Annotated in this window: 12 protein-coding genes; 10 read left to right on the top strand and 2 right to left on the bottom strand. The window is 68.4% G+C overall.

From position 1 onward, the window contains the following. Nucleotides 1-133: 133 nt before the first annotated feature. Nucleotides 134-1,252 carry an ABC1 kinase family protein gene (locus tag VGS97_RS18010; protein ID WP_326854762.1) on the top strand — a complete coding sequence of 373 codons (1,119 nt, stop codon included), beginning with the start codon at nucleotides 134-136 and terminating at the stop codon, nucleotides 1,250-1,252. Between the two features lie 162 nt (nucleotides 1,253-1,414). Here VGS97_RS18010 and VGS97_RS18015 read toward each other — a convergent pair whose 3' ends face one another. After that, the gene (locus VGS97_RS18015) at nucleotides 1,415-2,443 is read right to left on the bottom strand and encodes a twin-arginine translocation signal domain-containing protein (protein WP_326854731.1); all 1,029 of its coding nucleotides are present in this window, start codon (nucleotides 2,441-2,443) and stop codon (nucleotides 1,415-1,417) included. A gap of 326 nt (nucleotides 2,444-2,769) precedes the next feature. Between VGS97_RS18015 and VGS97_RS18020 the strand changes: the two genes are divergently transcribed. Both VGS97_RS18020 and VGS97_RS18025 read left to right on the top strand, forming a co-directional pair. Further along, nucleotides 2,770-3,522 (top strand): DUF2071 domain-containing protein, encoded by a 753-nt coding sequence (locus VGS97_RS18020; protein WP_326854732.1) that lies wholly within the window; start codon nucleotides 2,770-2,772, stop codon nucleotides 3,520-3,522. Between the two features lie 165 nt (nucleotides 3,523-3,687). Next, entirely contained in the window at nucleotides 3,688-5,472 is a 1,785-nt protein-coding gene (locus VGS97_RS18025; protein WP_326854733.1) for a RyR domain-containing protein, read from the top strand. Between the two features lie 15 nt (nucleotides 5,473-5,487). On the opposite strand, the gene VGS97_RS18030 is transcribed toward VGS97_RS18025, so the two are convergent. After that, nucleotides 5,488-5,985 carry a hypothetical protein gene (locus VGS97_RS18030; protein WP_326854734.1) on the bottom strand — a complete coding sequence of 166 codons (498 nt, stop codon included), beginning with the start codon at nucleotides 5,983-5,985 and terminating at the stop codon, nucleotides 5,488-5,490. Nucleotides 5,986-6,529: 544 nt separating this feature from the next. Here VGS97_RS18030 and VGS97_RS18035 point away from each other — a divergent pair. The 7 genes from VGS97_RS18035 (at nucleotide 6,530) to VGS97_RS18065 (ending at nucleotide 18,520) form a co-directional block, all read left to right on the top strand. After that, the gene (locus tag VGS97_RS18035) at nucleotides 6,530-9,286 is read left to right on the top strand and encodes a glycoside hydrolase family 15 protein (RefSeq protein WP_326854735.1); all 2,757 of its coding nucleotides are present in this window, start codon (nucleotides 6,530-6,532) and stop codon (nucleotides 9,284-9,286) included. Between the two features lie 234 nt (nucleotides 9,287-9,520). Further along, nucleotides 9,521-10,753 (top strand): ROK family transcriptional regulator, encoded by a 1,233-nt coding sequence (locus tag VGS97_RS18040; protein ID WP_326854736.1) that lies wholly within the window; start codon nucleotides 9,521-9,523, stop codon nucleotides 10,751-10,753. A gap of 196 nt (nucleotides 10,754-10,949) precedes the next feature. Beyond that, the gene (locus tag VGS97_RS18045; protein WP_326854737.1) at nucleotides 10,950-12,245 is read left to right on the top strand and encodes an extracellular solute-binding protein; all 1,296 of its coding nucleotides are present in this window, start codon (nucleotides 10,950-10,952) and stop codon (nucleotides 12,243-12,245) included. A 42-nt stretch (nucleotides 12,246-12,287) separates the two neighbouring features. Further along, a complete protein-coding gene (locus VGS97_RS18050) occupies nucleotides 12,288-13,337 on the top strand; it encodes a sugar ABC transporter permease (RefSeq protein WP_326854738.1) in 1,050 nt (349 codons plus the stop codon). Next, entirely contained in the window at nucleotides 13,334-14,218 is an 885-nt protein-coding gene (locus tag VGS97_RS18055; protein ID WP_326854739.1) for a carbohydrate ABC transporter permease, read from the top strand. Before VGS97_RS18050 ends, VGS97_RS18055 begins: the two co-directional genes overlap by 4 nt. Next, complete coding sequence (locus VGS97_RS18060) at nucleotides 14,215-15,867, top strand: glycoside hydrolase family 66 protein (protein WP_326854740.1); 1,653 nt, start codon at nucleotides 14,215-14,217, stop codon at nucleotides 15,865-15,867. Before VGS97_RS18055 ends, VGS97_RS18060 begins: the two co-directional genes overlap by 4 nt. Before the next feature lie 31 nt (nucleotides 15,868-15,898). After that, a complete protein-coding gene (locus VGS97_RS18065; protein ID WP_326854741.1) occupies nucleotides 15,899-18,520 on the top strand; it encodes a glycoside hydrolase family 66 protein in 2,622 nt (873 codons plus the stop codon). Nucleotides 18,521-18,551 lie beyond the last annotated feature (31 nt).

The raw sequence follows: 18,551 nt of genomic DNA on the forward strand, positions 1-18,551 counted from the left end.
CGCAAAAGCCCTGGTCGGCACACTTGCCTTAGGCCCCGCCCTCGCCCGAGGCCTCGTCCGCCGTGACTTGCCCTCCCGCACAGAGCGCTGGCTGGCGGACTTCGTCACAGGCCTCGGCCCCGCATTCATCAAGATGGCGCAACTCCTAGCTACCAGGGCCGACCTCCTTCCGCCACACGTGTGCACAGCGCTAGGCCGACTACATGACGCCGTCGAGCCCGACGCACAGTCCGCCGGGCCCTCGCCCGACCTCCTCAAACGCAGTGGTCTCACAATCGAGACCGACCCGGACGGCGTACCCAGGCCAATCGCAACAGGCAGCATCGCTTCCGTCTACCGCGCAACAGACCCCACCGGTCGGGTAGTGGCCGTCAAAGTACGCCGACCAGGCGTCGAACACGAACTCACCACCGACCTAGAGCTGATGCGCCGAGTCACACGAATGGCTGCACGCCTGCCACCACTACGCGGCATGCCTGCCGTGGAGATCGTCGACCAGCTGACTGCCGCGATCCGCGCCCAACTGGACTTTCCACGCGAAGCCCGCCATCTGGAGCAACTCCGTGCCAATCTGGCTACGCAGCCCCGCATGCACGTACCAGAGGTACACACGCAGCTGTGCAGCGACGACGTCCTGGTCATGGAATTCCTGGACGGCCTCAGTCGGCACACCGCCGCCAGTCTCCCCGCCGCCGACCGCGAACAAGCCGTGCTCGCCACGCTGCACAGCATCTACCACATGCTTTTCATCGACGGGCTCGTACATTGCGACCTGCACCCGGGCAACGTCTACTTCCGGGCCGACGGCACGGTCGCACTCGTAGACGCCGGATTCACCGTGCGCCTTACCCAGGACGCCCGGGAGAAGTTCGCGGCCTTCTTCATGCGTATGTCCTACGGGCACGGAGAAGCTTGCGCGCAAATCGTTTTGTCCACCACGATCCCGGGACCACGCGCCAACGTCGACGGCTTCACCCGCGACCTTGCCGACCTCGTCCACGTAAGCAGCGGTGCCCGCGCGGCGGACTTCGACCTGGTGCGTTTCGCAGCCAGCCTCTTCATCCTGCAACGGCGGCACGGACTCTACGCCGACCCGCAGTTCATCTTCCCGCTCCTATCGCTCCTCGTGCTGGAAGGAACCGTTCGCGCCCACGCGCCGAAGGTCGACTTCCAGAAGGAGGCCGAGCCCTACATCCTCGACGCGCTCTTCGCCCGAGTATTCGAGGCCCACGGGGCGCCAACCGGCTCCTGACTCCCGCAGTCCCCGCAGTCCCCGCAGTCCCCGCAGTCCCCGCAGTCCCCGCAGTCCCCGCAGTCCCCGCAAGGGAACCTACCCCGACAACGAACTCACTCCGATGCCGAGGGGCCCGGCCGATCGAAACCGGACGGGCCCCTCGTCTGCTGCACTGGACCGTTACACGCCCGGGATCGGGCTGCTGCTCTGGTTCACCGTGACCGGGAAACCCAGCAGCTGGAAGATCGAGCCACCGGAACCCGACCCCGAACCCGAACCGCTGGACGAACCGCCGGTCGAGGACGAGGACGAGGACGAGCAGGCACACTGGCCGTTCGCCTGGTCCGTCGTCGAACCGAGCGTGTCGCCGAGGTTGTCGAGGATGTCCCCGACCGGCGCGAGCAACCCGCCGAGGCCGAGCAGCCCCGGGGACGGCGAGCCGCCGCCGGAGCCGGGCTGCGTCCCGCCACCGGAACCCGAGCCGGAACCCGAGGGCGGAGGGCAAGTCACGCCGGACCCCGAACCGCCGCCAGACCCCGAACCCGGGCCCGTGCCCGGTCCAGAACCGCCGCTCACCGGCGTGAGCGGGATTGGGCTGGACAGGTTGTAACCCTGGTTCACCGGCGGGAAATTCAGCACATTGGTGGCGAGCAGCTGACCCGGCTGCGTCGTGGTGAGCACGAGCGGCCCGCCGCCACCCGGCGGGTTCGAGATGGTCAGCGTGAAGCTCAGGAACATCAGCATCTCAGGGCTCGGCGGGAAGGTCGAACCCATCCGCAGCAGGCTCAGCGGGGTGACCGACGCGTTGGACTGCTCGATGGTGACCGTGCCGAGCACCGGGCTCTGCGCGGTGACCCGGTGGCCGACGATGCTCAGCTTGAGCCCGTCCGTGTTGTTGGTCTCGACCCTGACCCGGATACCTCCCTTGAAGTCGAGGTTGACGATACCGGTATTGATCTTGAGCGGGACGTTCGCCGCATAGCAGCTGCACGGGATCTCCACCCCGGCCGCCGGCAGCGGGAACGGGAACCCGCCAAGACGCGTCTGCGGGCTCTGCGCGGCGCGCGCGGTGCCCGGAATCACGGCACCGGCACCGGCCACGGCCGCTGTCACGGCCGCACCCTTCATGAAGGTACGGCGAGCCGGCCGCTCCGCAGCGGCCTCACCACCACCGGTCGCGAGCGCGCCGGCGAGGTCGGAATCTGTCACGGGAACTCATGTCCTCTCTGTCCAGGCGGACCGAGGCCGCACCTGAGACCTCTGGAAGCCGTTCCCGCTTCGCACTCAGGCGCCCGAGGGACGGCTGACAATGTCCCTACTGGTATACACACGCCTGTTGTCAATTCAGCCGACCTACGCCGGGCGCCCCGGCATGATCACCCGTTCGGCCCCGGCCCCCGAGCCCGCCAGCGCCACACCTCGCGTCCCTACACCCAAGCCGTGCCGGCCATCAGAGTGAACGCGCCCCCGTACACGTCGCATAGTCCAACAAAGAGGCTACATCGGCCCGAGTCGCATTCCGCCATACTGAGCCGGTGCCGCAAGCCATCCGATCCGAGACGATCGAACCGGTAACGCCGGAGCCGGCCAGGCCGGTGCGGCGGGCGATCCTCACCCAATCCTGGCTCGATCTGACCTTTCTGCATTGGACCGCGGCGCCGGAGACGGTGCGGCCACTGCTGCCGCGTGGCACCGAGCCCGACGTCATCGATGGCCAGACATACATTGGGCTGATCGCATTCCGGATGTACCGCATCGGCATGGCTGGACTGCCCGGCCTGCCCTGGCTCGGCACTTTCCCCGAAACCAACGTGCGGCTCTACTCGGTCGACGCGGCGGGCAGGCGCGGCGTGGTGTTCCTCTCGCTGGACGCGGTCCGACTGCTTCCGGTGCTGACCGGCCGGATCGGATTCGGCCTGCCCTACATCTGGTCCCGCATGTCCGTGCGTCGAACCGGTGACGTGATCCAGTACACGAGCCGCCGGCACCGGCCGGGGAACCCGTCGGCGAGCTCGCATATCAGGGTCCGCATCGGCGGAGCAGTCGAGAACCCCACTCCGGTGGAGCACTTCGTGACCGCCCGCTGGGGCCTGCACAGCACACTCCTCGGGCGCACCTATTACCTGCCCAACGAGCATCCGCGTTGGCCGCTGTTCAAAGCCGACGTACTGGAGTTGCGGGAGAACCTCATCGCGGCAGCCGGTTTGCCCGTTCCGACCAGACCGCCGGACAGCGTGTTGTACTCCCCGGGCGTCGCAGTCCGCTTCGGTGCGCCACTGCCCCGCTGAACCGCGGGCCGCACGGCAGCGGTCGCATGGATGTATGAAGAACGCTCCAGAAGGGGCTAAAACAGACGGATCAGGGTAGTGATAGCTGAATGAGTCTGCGGCGCCGGCCGGGCACCCTAGGGAGCGCCGCGGACTGGGGGCACCGCACTGCGAGGGGAGGCGCGGTTGGCTCACTCACGGTCACCGGCGGCGCGCGCGGTCACGGGTATCCGGCTGCTGTTCACCGCGCTCGGGCTCAGCGGCCTGATCTTCGGATACATGGGCCTGAACCAGTACGAGCATATGCACCCGAACGAGGAAAACCACAAGGTCGACTCCAGCGTCAGCAATCTCATCTACTACGACGTCGAACTCGCGCTGCTCCAGTCCACGCCGCTGGCCAGCGGCGGGCCTGTGCCCGGTGAGCTGCAAATCGGCCGGTTCTGCGCGCCGTGCGTGCTCGTGTACCCCGTGACGGAGTTCGGCGTCGCCTTGTCCGCTGTGCGGATTCGGCGGGCTCGTACACGTCGGCTTCGCGGACATGTGGTCATCTGCGGCTCGACGCGAGCTGCGCAGGTGCTCACCTCCCGGCTGCGGGCTGATGGGACTCGCGTCGTGGTCGTCTCTCCCGATGCCGCCGACGAAGCCGATCACGACGCCGTGACCGGAGATCCGTGCTCGCCGTACACGTTGCGCGCCGCCGGAGTCGCCGGAGCGCGTCGCGTGTATGCGTGTTTTGCGCTCGGCGAACAGAACGCTGAGATCGCTGCGGCCGTCGAGCAGGCGCGCTCGCCGGGAGGGTCGCTGCCCGAGCGAATCCATGTTCTGATTCCCGACCTGGAGCTGTGCTCGGCGCTGCGCGCCCGGCACTGGAGCGTGGCCGACACCGGCGGGCGCCGACTCGGCTTCTTCAACCCGGAGGAGACGGCCGCGCAGGCCACGGTCCGCGTGGACGACGCGGCGTTCGCGGGTGAGACGCCGCGAATCGCGATCGTCGGTACCGGAGCCTTTGCGCGTTCGGTCCTGACCGAGTTCGCGCGGCAGTGGCTGGCGCGAGGCGGGGTGCGCCGTGAGCCCGTCGTGGTCTTGTTCATCGGCGTCGACGCGCACGGCATCGCCGCGGAACTGGCAGGCCAGTACGCGTTCCTGGCTTCGGTGTGCCGGATCGTGCCGTACGCCGAACCGTTCGAGAGAGTTCTCGAACGCTATGCGGCGGATCCGTCGGCACCGCGGCTGCGCCGGCTCTACTTCTGCCAGGACGACGAAGGCGACGCGCTCAAGGCCGCTCTCGACACGGCGGCGGGATTCCAGTCCGCCTTCACGCAGGCCGTCGTCCGGGTCGATCGGATGACCGGGATCGCGGCCGGATTCCGCGCCGGGCCGGATGGCGGCGGCATCCTGTTCGACGCGCTCGGCGGCCGGCTTCGGCTGGTGGACGTCACCGCGGAGGGCTGCGATCCGGATCTGATCGAGGACGACCTCGCCGAGTCGCTCGCCCGCGCCTGCCACCAGCGCTATCTCACCGACCAGTTCGCGGCGGGGGCGGCCCCGCGCAGCTCGTCGGCCATGGTCCCATGGGAAACCCTCACCGAGCAGTACCGCTGGGCGAACCGGGATCAGGCCGCGGACATCGGCAGGAAGCTCGCCGAGATCGACTGCATTCTGAGCACGCGGCGAGCGAACGGGCCGCAATTCGCGTTCCAGCACGGTGAAGTCGAGCGACTCGCCGAACTCGAACACGAACGGTGGACGGCGGAGCGGCAGCGCCAGGGCTGGCAGTGGGGTCGCGAGCGCGACAACGCTGTCAGGCTGCATCCCGGGCTGGTCCCGTGGCAGCAGTTACCGGAGTCGGAACGGGAGAAGGACCGGCAGGTGGTTCGCAGCCTGCCCGAGCTGCTCGCAGATGCGGGCTTGGCGATCGTGCGGATGGAAGCGTCGAGTCCGACCGTGGCCGTGACCGGCCGCGGGTAGCCGGGCCCGGCGGGCTCAGCTCTGGCGGGTCGCGCCCTTCGGCCAGATGATCTTGACCGGGATGCTCCGCGACCGCGCGGTGTGCACCACGTGCGCCGTCCCGCCGAGCTTCGTCGAAGCGACGCCGTTCCACACCGCGACCAGCGAGTCGACCGACTCCAGCATGGCGTCGTTGACCGCCACATACACCTGGGGCCTGGCCAGCGGCTCGGCGATGGGGCGCACGAAATCGGCCCGGCTCAGCAGCTCCGCGAGGGCCGGATCGCCGTCGGAGCCCGGGTCGGCCAGTTCGGCGGTGTACTCGCCCGACGGCATGATCACTTCGAGGCGGCCGCCCATATCGAGCAGGATGCGCGCGAAGATCCGATCAGCCCCCGGCGCCAGGCAGCTGACGCCGATCATGTCTGCGGGTTGGGTCTCGCGTAGTTCGAGCAGATGAGCGCGTAGCGCTTCGGCGACGAGGTCCGTCGTCTCAGGACCAAGGTCCATGTGCCCGGTGACGCCGACACGCATGGTTTGCGGGCGAGTGTCGGAGCTGGGTGCAGGGAGTGTGGGTTCCCCCGTGCTTACATCCATAACGTTCGATTTGCCCGCTCGACCGAGGGCTGCAAACCAGGACATGGGCGGGGATCGGGGGCAGGGACGGCGACGTGATCGCCGAGCCCGGCCAGCTCCGTGAGGCCGGGTGCAGCGCAGGTCAATCTGACGGGTAATTAGTTGCTTGACAAAAGGAATTAACTCATCCGACACTGTTCGCACCCGGAGCCGCCCAACGATCCGCCCGCTCATCCACATCCCCTCCGGGATGCGCGTCGGCAGTCGAGTGGCCGCCGGTTCGATCGGTTCGGTCAATTCGATCTTGTTTTCGTTCGATCACGCAGGGCTGCAACGGAGCTGCAACGGAGCAGAGAGGCTGCCAGTGATGGGGTACCGGAGACTTGGAAAACTCCGCCTTGGAAGACCCAGACTCGGAAAACTCAGGCTCGGAAGACCCAGACTTGAAAAACTCCGGCTCGCAGACAGAGCCGGGAACAGACTCAGACTCGTCGTCGGCTCGGTGACGGCTGGGGTCGTGGTCGTGGCCGGGAGCGTGTCCGCGGTGGTGTTCACGGCCGGTCCGGCCGGGGCCACCGGGCCGACTCAGCCTTCGGCGGAGACGGCCAGGTCGCTGTACATGAACAACTGGACGGACACGACCGGGATCTGGATGGCGCCGCAGCTGGCGCAGACCGACACGAACACGCAGTACGGCCCGCGGCTCGCTGAGCTGCACTATTCGCCGAACGCAGTCGCGTCGGCCGCGTCGGCCGTCAACCAGATCGTCGACTACACCGGGTTCTTCCGCGACGAGACGCACGGCGTGAAGTACGACCAGGTGCACAACTTCGGGTCCGCGACCGGCTATCTCGACTCGGGTGGCATCCTGCGGTCGGACTACGGGCCCTACTCGGGCACGGCCATGCCGGTCTCAATCGGCCGCGACTACGCGATGGTGCCCAACCAGCACTTCATGGTCGTGACCTACCGGCTCACCAACACGACGGCGTCGGCCGTCACCATGAACGTGCTGGACTCAGTGCACCTCAACAACACCAGCACGACGGGCGCGACGGTACACGCGACGTATGACTCGACGCGCGACGCCGACATCGCCGACATGTCGGCGAGCGGGCAGTACCAGATCGTGCTCGGGTCGTTCGGTGCGTCGTCCGGGCACCAGGTGGGCGACGACACGGTGTCCAACACGTCGTCCCCGACTGTTGCGCCTTGGTATACGTTCGACGCGAGCGGCACGTTGCCGGGGAACGCCAGTGTCACCGCCGGGAACGTCGACATCGCGCTGTCGAAGCTTGTGTCGGTACCGGCCAACTCGACTGCTACGACGTCGTTCTATCTTGCGATCGCCGCCACCTCGGCCAATGCGTTGGCCGCCGCCGACACGGCTCGTGGGTCCAGCGACTCGTCCTGGGCCTCCACCACGATGACTGCGTACAGCAACTGGCTGGCGGCTGGGAAGCAGACCACGTCGACGTTCACGGACACAGGCCTGTCGACTGCCTACGACCGGTCGCTGGTGGTGATGAAGCAGACCCAGAACCCGGTGCTCGGGACCTGGCCGGCTGCCACCAACCCGATCGCGTACGGGTACAAGACGTGGATCCGCGACTCGGCGGTGACGGCGCTGGCGATGGATACCGCCGGGCATCACGCGGAGGCGGCCAAGTACTACAACTGGCTGATCACCGAACAGAACTCGGACGGGTCATTCGGTACTACTTACAACGAGTGGACCGGGGCGTTCGTCAGCTTCGTCCAGCCGGAGGACGACTCGATCGGCATCTTCCTGATGGGTGTGCTGCGGCACTACCAGCAGACGGGAGACACGACGTTCCGGGACGCCATGTGGCCCGCGGTGCAGAAGGCCGCCGGGTTCATCTCGGGCGGGATTCAGAGCAACGGCTTCGGACCGTCCGACTTCTCGATCTGGGAGGAGACGCAGGAGTACAACGCGTTCACCCAGGCGACGTACGAGGCGGGGCTCTGGGCGGCTGAGCAGTATGCGCAGGCCGAGGGGAACAACTCGCTCGCGGACAGCTGGAGTTCCGCGGCGGGCAGCATCGGGACGGCTTTGCAGCGCTCGTCGCTGGCCAGTCCGGCCGGCATGTGGAACGCACCGTCGAACTATTACGACCGGGCCGTCAACACGGACAACACCGCGCGCGTCTCGCCGGTGGACTCCTCGTCGGACATGCTGCTCGTGCTCGGCGTGATCGACGCGGCCAGCAGTCGGGCCGTCTCGCACGTCTCGACGATCACGGCGGATCTGACGCACGACACGTTCGGTGTCGCCCGATATCAGGGCGACGTCTTCTACTACACGTCGCCGTTCAGCCCGGCCGGGAACGAAGCAGGGGCTGCTGAGCCTTCGTGGCCGCAGATGAGCATGTATCTGGCGATCCAGGAGATTTTCACCGGTGATACTACGACTGCTCTGAACCGGTTGACTTGGTATGTCACCCGGACGGCGACCGGCTACATGCCGCCGGGCGAGGCCACCTCGAACGTCACGCAGAAGCCGATCGGCTCGACCATGGTCGAGCCGGTGACCGGCGCCTGGTACGTGCTGGCCGCGCTCGCCTACGGCGGGCAGACGGACACCCGCGTGTATCCGACGGTGGTCCGGGCCGGGATGCGCGACACGCTCACGGTGAGCGCGGGCACCACCGGCGACTGGCCGCAGTGGAACTCGGTGCCGTACTTCACCGACCAGGTCGGCGACGCTGTCAACGGCGACCCGGACACGGACATCCGCGATGTCGCCGCGGCGAATGACGACTCGAATATATATGTCAGAGTCGATAATGCGGATGGGCACTTGCCCGCGTACCAGACCGCCACGGAGTTCGGCGTGGACGTCTACTCGGCGGACTTCTCCGGGGCGGCGAGCGCGACGACGACCGTCGGCATCGACGGCTCGACGCTGCCGCGTCCGGTGTCCTACCTGGTGGCGCGGCGCTCCGGCGACAACCGTTACCTGCATTACCACGTCGCCAACGGCGCGTGGGTGCAGGACGCCGACATCACCAGCGTCATCGCGCCGCAGTGGGATCCCGCCACCGGCCGGATCGAGCTGGTGATCCCCCGCTCCGCGCTCGCGAGTTCGAGCACTGCGAACGGGACCGTGGAACCGCTCACCATCGAACTCGAACACCAGAACCCGACGACGCTGGCCTGGACCGAGGACGATACGAGCACCCTGCTCTACCGGCTCACGGACACCACCGGCGCGGCGCTGTACGGGAACGTGCGGTGAAAGCGGTGACGAGGGCGACGACGACGAGGACGGTGAGGACGGTGCCAGTCGTGGAACCCTGATACGCAGCGCCCCCGGCCGGGGCACACTTTCCGGATGACGACTCCAGGCCCCTCTTCGAACCCGACCGTGACTGGCGGCGCAGGGTCGGCCGACACGCAGCGGCGGACGAGTCCACAGCCGCACACAAGGCCACGGTCGAGCTCGAAGAGCCCTCAAAGCAGAGGAAGAACGATGATCCCGCAGACTGCGGACCACGCGGCGGACCTCACCGCGCCGCACCAGCCGGAGCAGTGGTCCTCGCGCGAACGGAACCTGGCCGCGCTGTTCACGGCCATCCTCACGCGCGGGCCGATCTCCCGGCGCGACGCGGCGCGGGTCATCGGGATGTCCCAGGCCGCGGTGACGAAGCTGGTCAAGCCGATGATCGCGGGCGGCTACGTCACCGAGCAGGAGGGTTATTCGGAAGGTCCGGGCCGGCCGCTGATCCCGCTGATCATCGACGCCAGGCGGCACAACGCCGTCGGCGTCAAGGTGACCGGCGGGGAGCTGATCGGCGTCGTGGTCGACCTGCACGCCGAGGTGCTCCAGTCCCGGCGCGCGCCGCTGGCCGACGCCCGGCCGCAGAAGGTCGTCGAGTCGGTCGCCGAGCTCACCCGCGAGCTGCTGGGCTCGACGGCCGACGGCGAGAGCGGCACGGTCGGCGTCGGCGTCGGGCTCGGCGGGCACGTCGACGGGCGCCGCGGCGTGGTCCGCTTCTCGCCGATGCTGGAGGACTGGCGGGACGTCCCGCTGCAACGGATGCTCGCCGACGAGCTGCATCTTCCGGTGCTGATCGAGAACGACGTCAACACCCTGGCCGTCGCCGAGCAGTGGTTCGGCGCCGGCAGGGACACCTCGTCGTTCGCGGTGGTCACGGTGGGCGCCGGCGTCGGCGGCGCGATCGTGATCGACGACCAGCTGCTGCACGGCGCAAGCGGCGCGGCCGGCGAGTTCGGGCACAACATCGTCGACCCGCGCGGCCCGCTGTGCCACTGCGGCAAGCGCGGCTGCATCGAGGCCTTCGCCAGCGACGAGGCGATCGTGCGGGCCATCGGCGAGCGGCGCGGCCGGCTACCGGGCAGCCTCGCCGAGGCGGTGCAGATCGCGCACGGCGGCGACCCGGTGGCCCGGCAGGTGTTCATCGAGGCCGGCCGGGCGCTCGGCCAGGGCCTGGCCGGCCTGGTCAACCTGCTCAACCCGCCGGTGGTGATCCTTTCCGGCGAGGGGATCAGCGCGTCCGATCTGATCATCGACGCGCTGAACGAGGAGCTCACCAGGTCGAGCTTCTCCTCCGCCGGGCGGGACTGCCGCCTGGTGGTGCGCCCGCTGCCGGACGAGACCTGGGCCCGCGGCGCCGCGGCGACGATGCTGCGCCACGGTGTGCTGCGCTCGCTGATGACCCTCACCGGCGAGATCCCCGTGTAATCCCATAGATCCGCAAATCCGTGTTCTGCCACGTGGGCTACTGTGGCGGCCGGTAATTGATTGCTTGGCGAACGAAAACAATGTTCGAAGGCCACTGGACGGGGTCACCCGGCACCGACGCTCAGGCGGTGCGGACCCCGGGCCCTGTCTCAACCCCGCAACACGGTCCACTCACCATCACACAGGAGTCATGGTCATGAGTCGTCGTCACTACAGCGCACTGATTCTGGGAACGGCCGCGCTGTGCGCGCCGCTGCTCGGCGCCTGCTCGTCCTCGTCCTCGACGGCGGGCGGCTCGTCCGCCGTGTCCGCCGCGCCCGTCACGCTGACCTTCTGGGGCACCTACGGCAACGGAGGCAACAAGACCCAGACGGACGCGCTGAACAACACGATCATCCCGGCCTTCGAGAAGGCCAACCCGGGCATCAAGATCGAGTACGTCGACATCCCCTACGACTCGATGCTCCAGAAGCTCACCACCGGCGCGGCCGGCGGCACGCTGCCCGACCTGGTGCGGGCCGACCTCGGCTGGGTGCCGAAGCTGGGCGCGCTCGGCGTGTTCGCCCCGCTGGACCAGAAGATGAGCGACTACCAGACGCTGGCCGGCGCGGACTACCCGGGCACGGTGGCGACCAACCTGTTCGGCGGGCACTACTACGGGCTGCCGCTGGACACCAACACCAGGGTTCTGATCTCGAACCCGGACGCGCTGAAGGCCGCGGGCATCGCGGCGCCGCCGGCCACCTTCGACGACCTGCGCGCCGACGCGCCGAAGCTGAAGGCCGAGAAGGTCTCGGTGTTCGCGGACAGCGGATTGCAGGGCTGGAACGTCTACCCGTGGATCTGGTCGGCCGGCGGCTCGGTGACCAACTCCGACCAGACCAAGGCCACCGGCTACCTCAACAGCGCGGCCAGCGTGCAGGGCGTCCAGCTGCTGGTGGACCTGTACAAGGCGGGCGCCATCCCGAACCTGCTCACCGGCGACAAGGGCGCGACGCAGACCTCTGACGGCCTGCCGAAGGGTCAGTACGCGGACATCCTGGACGGGCCGTGGATGACCGGCATCTGGTCGGGTCAGTACCCGAGCTTCAAGCCGGTCTACTCCCCCGTGCCGGCCGGTCCCGGCGGTTCGGTCTCGGTCACCGGTGGCGAGGACGTCGTGATGACCTCCGCCTCGGCGCACCAGGACGCGGCGGAGAAGTTCATCCGCTTCACCCAGAGCTCCACCTACCAGCTGGCGATGGCCGCGACCGGGCAGATGTCCGTGGTGTCCGCGCTGGGAGACCAGGAGGCCGCGGCCGCACCCGGGCTCGCGCCGTTCATCAAGCAGCTGGCGACCGCCAAGCCGCGGCCCTCGGTCCCGCAGGCCCCGCAGATCGACACGGTGCTGGCGGACGACCTGACCCCGGCCTTCACCGGCGGCACGACGGTCCAGGCCGCGCTGGACAAGGCCGCCGCGGACATCGACCCGCTGCTGACGGCGACCAGGTAAGCGGCCGGGTATCAGACCACCAGGTATCAGACGACGCGAATGATGACCGCTCAGAACCCTGTTACGTCTGGGTCCGCGGCAGCGCACCTCGCCGCACCGGCTTCGGCCGACGCGGCGGGGCCGCCCCCGCCTCAGGACCTGCCGCAGGACTTGCCCCCGGGCCTTCCCAAGAGCCCGCCCGAGAGCGCCGCACGCGCGTCGCTGTGGCGGCGGACCGCGGCGACGCGCACCGCGCTGCTGTTCCTCGCGCCGGGATTCCTGCTCTTCCTCGGGCTGATCATCTATCCGATGGTCCGCGCGTTCCAGATGAGCTTCTACGACTGGAATGTGGTGGCCGGCTCGGTGAGCCGGTTCACCGGCTTCGCCAACTACAGCCGCGCGTTCCACGACCCGGTGTTCTGGCGGGCCGCCGCCAACAGCGGCGTCTACATGGCGTTCACCGTCCCGCCGCAGATCGTGCTGGGCTTCCTGGCCGCGATGCTGCTGAACAACAAGGCGCCGGGCCGGGCCGTGTTCAGGGTCCTGTTCTACCTGCCGGTCGTCACCAGCTGGGTCGTGGTCTCGCTGCTGTTCCAGTACCTGTTCGCGGACAGCGGCCTGGTCAACTGGATGCTGCACGACGTCACGCACCTGACCGGCCAGCCGACGCTGTGGCTCGCGGGCCGCTGGACCGGCATGTTCGCGGTCTCCGCGCTCGGCGTCTGGAAGGGCATCGGCTGGTCGATGGTCATCTTCCTGGCCGCGTTGCAGGGCGTGCCGAAACAGCTCCTTGAGGCAGCCGAGGTCGACGGCGCGAACGCCTGGCAGCGTTTCCGCGCGGTGACGCTGCCCGCGGTGCGCCCGGCACTGCTGTTCGTCACCGTGATGCTCGTCATCGGCGGATTCAACGTGTTCACATCGGTGCTGCTGATGACCGGCGGCGGCCCGGCGGACTCGACGCAGGTGCTGCTGACGTACATGTACGAGCAGGCGTTCAAGAACCTCGACTTCGGCTACGGCTCGTCGATCGCCGTGCTGCTGACGCTGTTCGTGTTCGTACTTTCCGTGGTGCAGCTGCGGGTGTTCCGCGGCGACGCCGAGGGGGCCGCGTGACTACGTACTCTGCCATCGCGTCCGCTGCGCCGCCGCCGCGGCGGGGCCGCCCCCGGCGGCGCGTCACCGGCCGGGCCGCGCGGTACGTGATCCTGGTCGTCGGCGCGGCGATCATGCTGCTGCCGTTCGCCTACATGCTCTCGACCTCGTTCAAGAGCCAGGCCTACGTGCTGACGCTGCCGCCGCAGTTCGTTCCGCACCCGGCCACGGTGTCCAACTACACCGACGCCTGGAGCTCGCACGACTTCGCGCGCTACTTCATCAACTCGCTGATCGTGGCGGCGTGCACCACGGCGGTGTCGCTGCTGCTGAGCTCGATGATGGCGTACGCCTTCGCCCGCTTCGCGTTCCCGGGCCGCGAGGCGCTCTACAAGATCCTGCTGCTCGGCCTGATGATCCCGGCGATGATGCTGATCATCCCGCAGTTCGTGCTGGCCAAGTACCTCGGCCTGCTCGACTCGCTGGCCGGGCTCGTGGTCTTCTACGTCGGCGGCTCGCTGCCGCTGAACACCTTCCTGCTGCGCGGGTTCTTCACCGCGATCCCGGTGGAGCTTGAGCAGGCGATGACGGTGGACGGCGCCGGGGCGTGGACCCGTTACCGGCGGCTGATCCTCCCGCTGGCGAAGCCCGCCCTGGCCACGGCGACGATCTTCACCTTCCTGGCCAGCTGGGACGAGTTCGCCTGGTCGCTGACCATCATCAACACCCCGTCGAGGCAGACGCTGCCGCTGGCCATCGCGCTGTTCCAGGGCCAGAACTCCACGCTGTGGGGGCTGGTGTTCGCCGCCTCGGTGATCGCGGTGGTGCCGGTGATCGTGGTCTTCCTGCTCTTCCAGCGCTACTTCGTGCAGGGCCTGACCGCGGGAGCCGTCAAGGGATGAGCGAGTCAGAGTTGATCGAGCCGGGGATGGCCGAACGGCTTGAGCTGCTGCCGGCCAGGACGCTGTTCCCGCCGGAGCAGCCGGTCCTGATCGAGGTGCGCGGCGGCTGCCCGCCGGGCGCGGTGCTGACGGTGAGCCACCTCGGCGAGCGGCTGACCGGGTGCAAGGCCGGCCGCGGGCTGGCCGACGTGGGCCGCCTGCCGGCGGGCGGCTACGGCGTCGAACTCTCCGACCGGGACGGCTCCGTACTGGCCCGCACCGCCGTGCAGGTCGCGGCGGACCCGCGATCGGTGCTGCGCTACGGCTTCGTCGTCGACTACCGGCCGGACCGGGACCTCGCGGCGGTCACCGACAACCTGCGCCGACTGCACCTGACCGCGGTCCAGTTCTACGACTGGGCCTACCGGCACGCCGACCTGGTCGGCGGCGGTGAGCTCTACGACGACGCGCTGGGCCAGCCGGTGTCGCTCGGCACCGTCAGGTCTCTGATCGAGGCCTGCCACGAGGTCGGTTCGTCAGCGCTCGGCTATGCGGCGGTCTACGCCGTCGGCCGCCGGGAATGGGCCGAGTGGGAGCACGACGCGCTGCTCACGCCGAGTGGAGCGCCGTACGCGCTCGCCGACTTCCTGTTCATCGTCGATCCCGCGGCCGCGGACTGGATCGGGCACCTCGCCGGGGACCTGTCCGCGTCCGTCGCCGAGGTCGGATTCGACGGCTTCCACCTCGACCAGTACGGATACCCCAAGCGCGCGCAGCGCGCGGACGGCACGGCGGTCGACGTCGCCCGGAGTTTCGTCACGACGATCGAGAGGGTCCGCGAGGCGCTGCCCGGTTCGCGGCTCGTCTTCAACAACGTCAACGACTTTCCCACCTGGGCAGCGGCCGCCGCGCCACAGGATGCCGTGTACATCGAGGTCTGGCCCCCGCACGTGGGTCTGGAACACCTCGCGCAGGTGGTGACGCGCGCTCGCGCAGAGGCAGCGGGCAAGCCGGTCGTCATCGCCGCGTATCAGCACGTATATGACAGCGCGCCGGCCGAGAGCGCGGACCGTGCGACGGCGCTGACCATGGCGACCCTCTATTCGCACGGCGGCACGCATCTGCTCTGCGGCGAGGCGGACCGGATCCTCATCGACCCCTACTACGTGCGCAACCACACCGCCGAGCCGTCCACCGCGGCGCTGCTGCGGCGCTGGTACGACTTCCTGGTCGAGCACGACGAACTGCTCACGGCGCCCGGCATCACGGATGTCACGGGTTCCTACGCGGGCAGCTACAACGACGACATCGATGTCTCATATACGCAGACGCAGACGCCTGTCGGGCACCTGGCCGCGCCCGGCACGGTCTGGCGGCGGATCACGCAGGCCGGCGACCGCCATGTCATGCACTTGATCAACCTGGCCGGCCAGGGCGACACCCTGTGGGACGCGCCGCGCGACGTCCCCACAGACGTCGGCGCGGGCACGCTGAAGATCCGCCGCGCCGGTTCCGCGCCACCCCGCGTCCGGGTCGCCGACCCGGATCGGCATCCCCGCCTCATCGATGTCGAAGTCACCCTGGACGGCGACTTCGCCCACGCGCGCCTGCCCGCGCCGCACCTGTGGCAGCTCGTACTCATCGACCCGAGCCGCAACACCCACCTCTGACATTGCCAGCTTGGAGCCAACGATGCACAGGATGCAACGACGCATTCGCCGCCGCAGAACCGTGACCGGCGCCGTCACCACGATGACGGTCGTCGCCGGACTGTTCGCCGCCGCGCCCGCCGCACACGCCGCCGGCGGCACGGTGAGCCTGACCGACGCGTACGTGGATCAGGCACGCTACAACCCCGGATCGTCCGCGACCGTCTCAGCAGTCGTCCACGAGACCAGCGGTGCCGGATCGTGGTCCGGCAACGTGAACTACACCGTCACCCACCTCGGCAGCACCGTGACGTCCGGCGCGGTCCCGGCGACCGTCGCGGCCAACGGCACCAGCACCGTGACGTTCTCGGTCACCCCGCCGAGCACCGACTTCACCGGCTACCTGGTGCAGCTGAGCGCCGCGAACCCGACCACTGTCTCGACCGCCGCGACAGCGATCGACGTCTCCAGCAACTGGACGCACTTCCCCCGGTTCGGCTACCTGACCTCGTACCCGTCCGGGACCACCAGCGCCTCCGCGGACGCCGACATCGCCGCTCTGGTGCAGCACTACCACCTCAATGCCCTTCAGTTCTACGACTGGATGTGGCGGCACGAGAACCCGGTCGAGCACAACGCGGACAGCAGCCTGCCGGCGACCTGGACCGGCTGGAACGGCGACGTGATCTCGACCGACGCGATCAAGACGTACATCGCCGCCGCGCACAACCGCGACGTCGCGGCGATGCCGTATTCGATGTCGTACGCCGCGTTGCAGAACTACCAGACCGTCTCCGGGGTCTCGCCGAGCTGGGGCCTGGACTACGTCTCGACCGGCCTGCCGTGGTCGTTCCAGATGAAGCCGGACGACCCGAACACCGTGATGTACCTGTTCAACCCGGCCAACACCTCCTGGCAGAACTACATCACCGCCAAGTACGCGGACCAGGTCAACAGCATGGGCTTCGACGGTACGCACCTGGACCAGCTGGGCAACTGGGGCGCGATGAAGGACACGCTGGGCAACACGGTCGACCTGCAATCCGGCCTCGCCTCGCTGGTCTCGGCGACGAAGAGCGCGCTGTCCGCCACGTCCGGCAAGGTCGTCGGCTTCAACGCGGTGGACGGCTTTGGCGGCCCGAACGTGGCTGCGGCGCAGGCTTCCGACTACCTGTACTCAGAGCTCTGGGACAACCACGAGACCTACCTCGCGGTGAAGACGTACATCGACGGCCAGGAGCAGGCCTCGAACGGCATCCCCTCCGTGCTGGCCGGCTACGTGAACTCCAGGGACGACGCAGGCCCCTCATACGAGGCCGAGAACGGCGCCTTCGGCGGCGCCGTGTCGTTCGCCAACGACCACCCCGGCTACACCGGCACCGGCTTCGTCGCCAACTTCGGGCAGGTCGGCGACAGCGTCACGTTCACCGTCAGCGCTCCGGAGGCCCGGCAGTACAGCCTGGTGTTCCGGTATGCCAACGCCACCGGCGGCGACGCCACGCGCACCATCAAGGTGGACGGCAACACGATCGGCGACGTGAAGTTCCCGTTCGACACGGGCAACAACTGGAACAACTGGTACACGAACGCCGACATCGTGACCCCGACGCTGTCCGCCGGAACGCACACGGTCACCGTCGCGGTCGGCTCCGGCGACTCCGGCTACATCAACCTCGACAACCTGGTGCTCGGCACCTTCGACACCACCTCGGTCGAGCTGGCCGACTGCGCGTTCGCCGCCTCCGGCGCGACGCACATCGAACTCGGCCAGGGCGACCAGATGCTGGCCGCACCGTACTTCCCGGACCACAGCAAGCAGATGACGAACCAACTGCACTCCTGGATGAAGGACTACTACGACTTCATCACCGGCTACGAGAACCTGCTGTACGGGCCGGACGTGCACTCGGTCGACTCCGGCGGCCAGTTCGTGTCCATCGCAGGCGTTTCGACCAGCGGCAACGCCTCCGGCGGCAGCGTGTGGACCAACCTGAAGAAGACCTCGGCCGACGACGTCATCCAGCTGGTGAACCTGCTGGGCAACGACGGCACCTGGCGTGACGCGGGCAAGGCCACGCCTCCGGCGCAGAGCAATCTGGCCGTCAAGTACTACATCGGCCCGAACGAGAACCCGACCGCCGTACACGTCGCCTCGCCGGACAGCGCGCACGACGCCAGCACGAGCCTGGCCTACACGGTCGCGAGCGACGCGAACGGACGCTACATCACGTTCACCGTGCCGTCCCTGAACAACTGGGACATGGTCTACGTCGACCGCACCTTCACCACCCCGGCGAGCAACCAGTACGAGGCGGAGAGCGCGGTGCTGACCAACGTCACCACCAACACCAACCACCCCGGCTACACCGGTACCGGTTTCGTCGACAACTTCTACCAGGCCAACAGCGGCGTGTCCTTCACGGTCAACGCGGCGACGGCGGGCAGCCACACCCTGGTCTTCCGCTACGGCAACGGAGGCACCGACGCGTCGCGCATCGTCGCAGTCGACGGGAACCAGGTCGCCACACCCGCCTTCCCGACGTTGGGGACGTGGGACGCGTGGAGCACGGTCAGCGTGCCGGTGACCCTGACCGCCGGACTGCACACGGTGGTCACCTGGGACGACACCGGCAGCAGAAACGCGATCAACCTCGACAACCTCACCCTGCAATAAGAACCCTGCCTGACCAGTAACCCCGCCCGAC

The organism is Actinocrinis sp. (assembly GCF_035946395.1).
In the GTDB taxonomy this organism is placed as follows: Bacteria; Actinomycetota; Actinomycetes; order Streptomycetales; family Catenulisporaceae; genus Actinocrinis.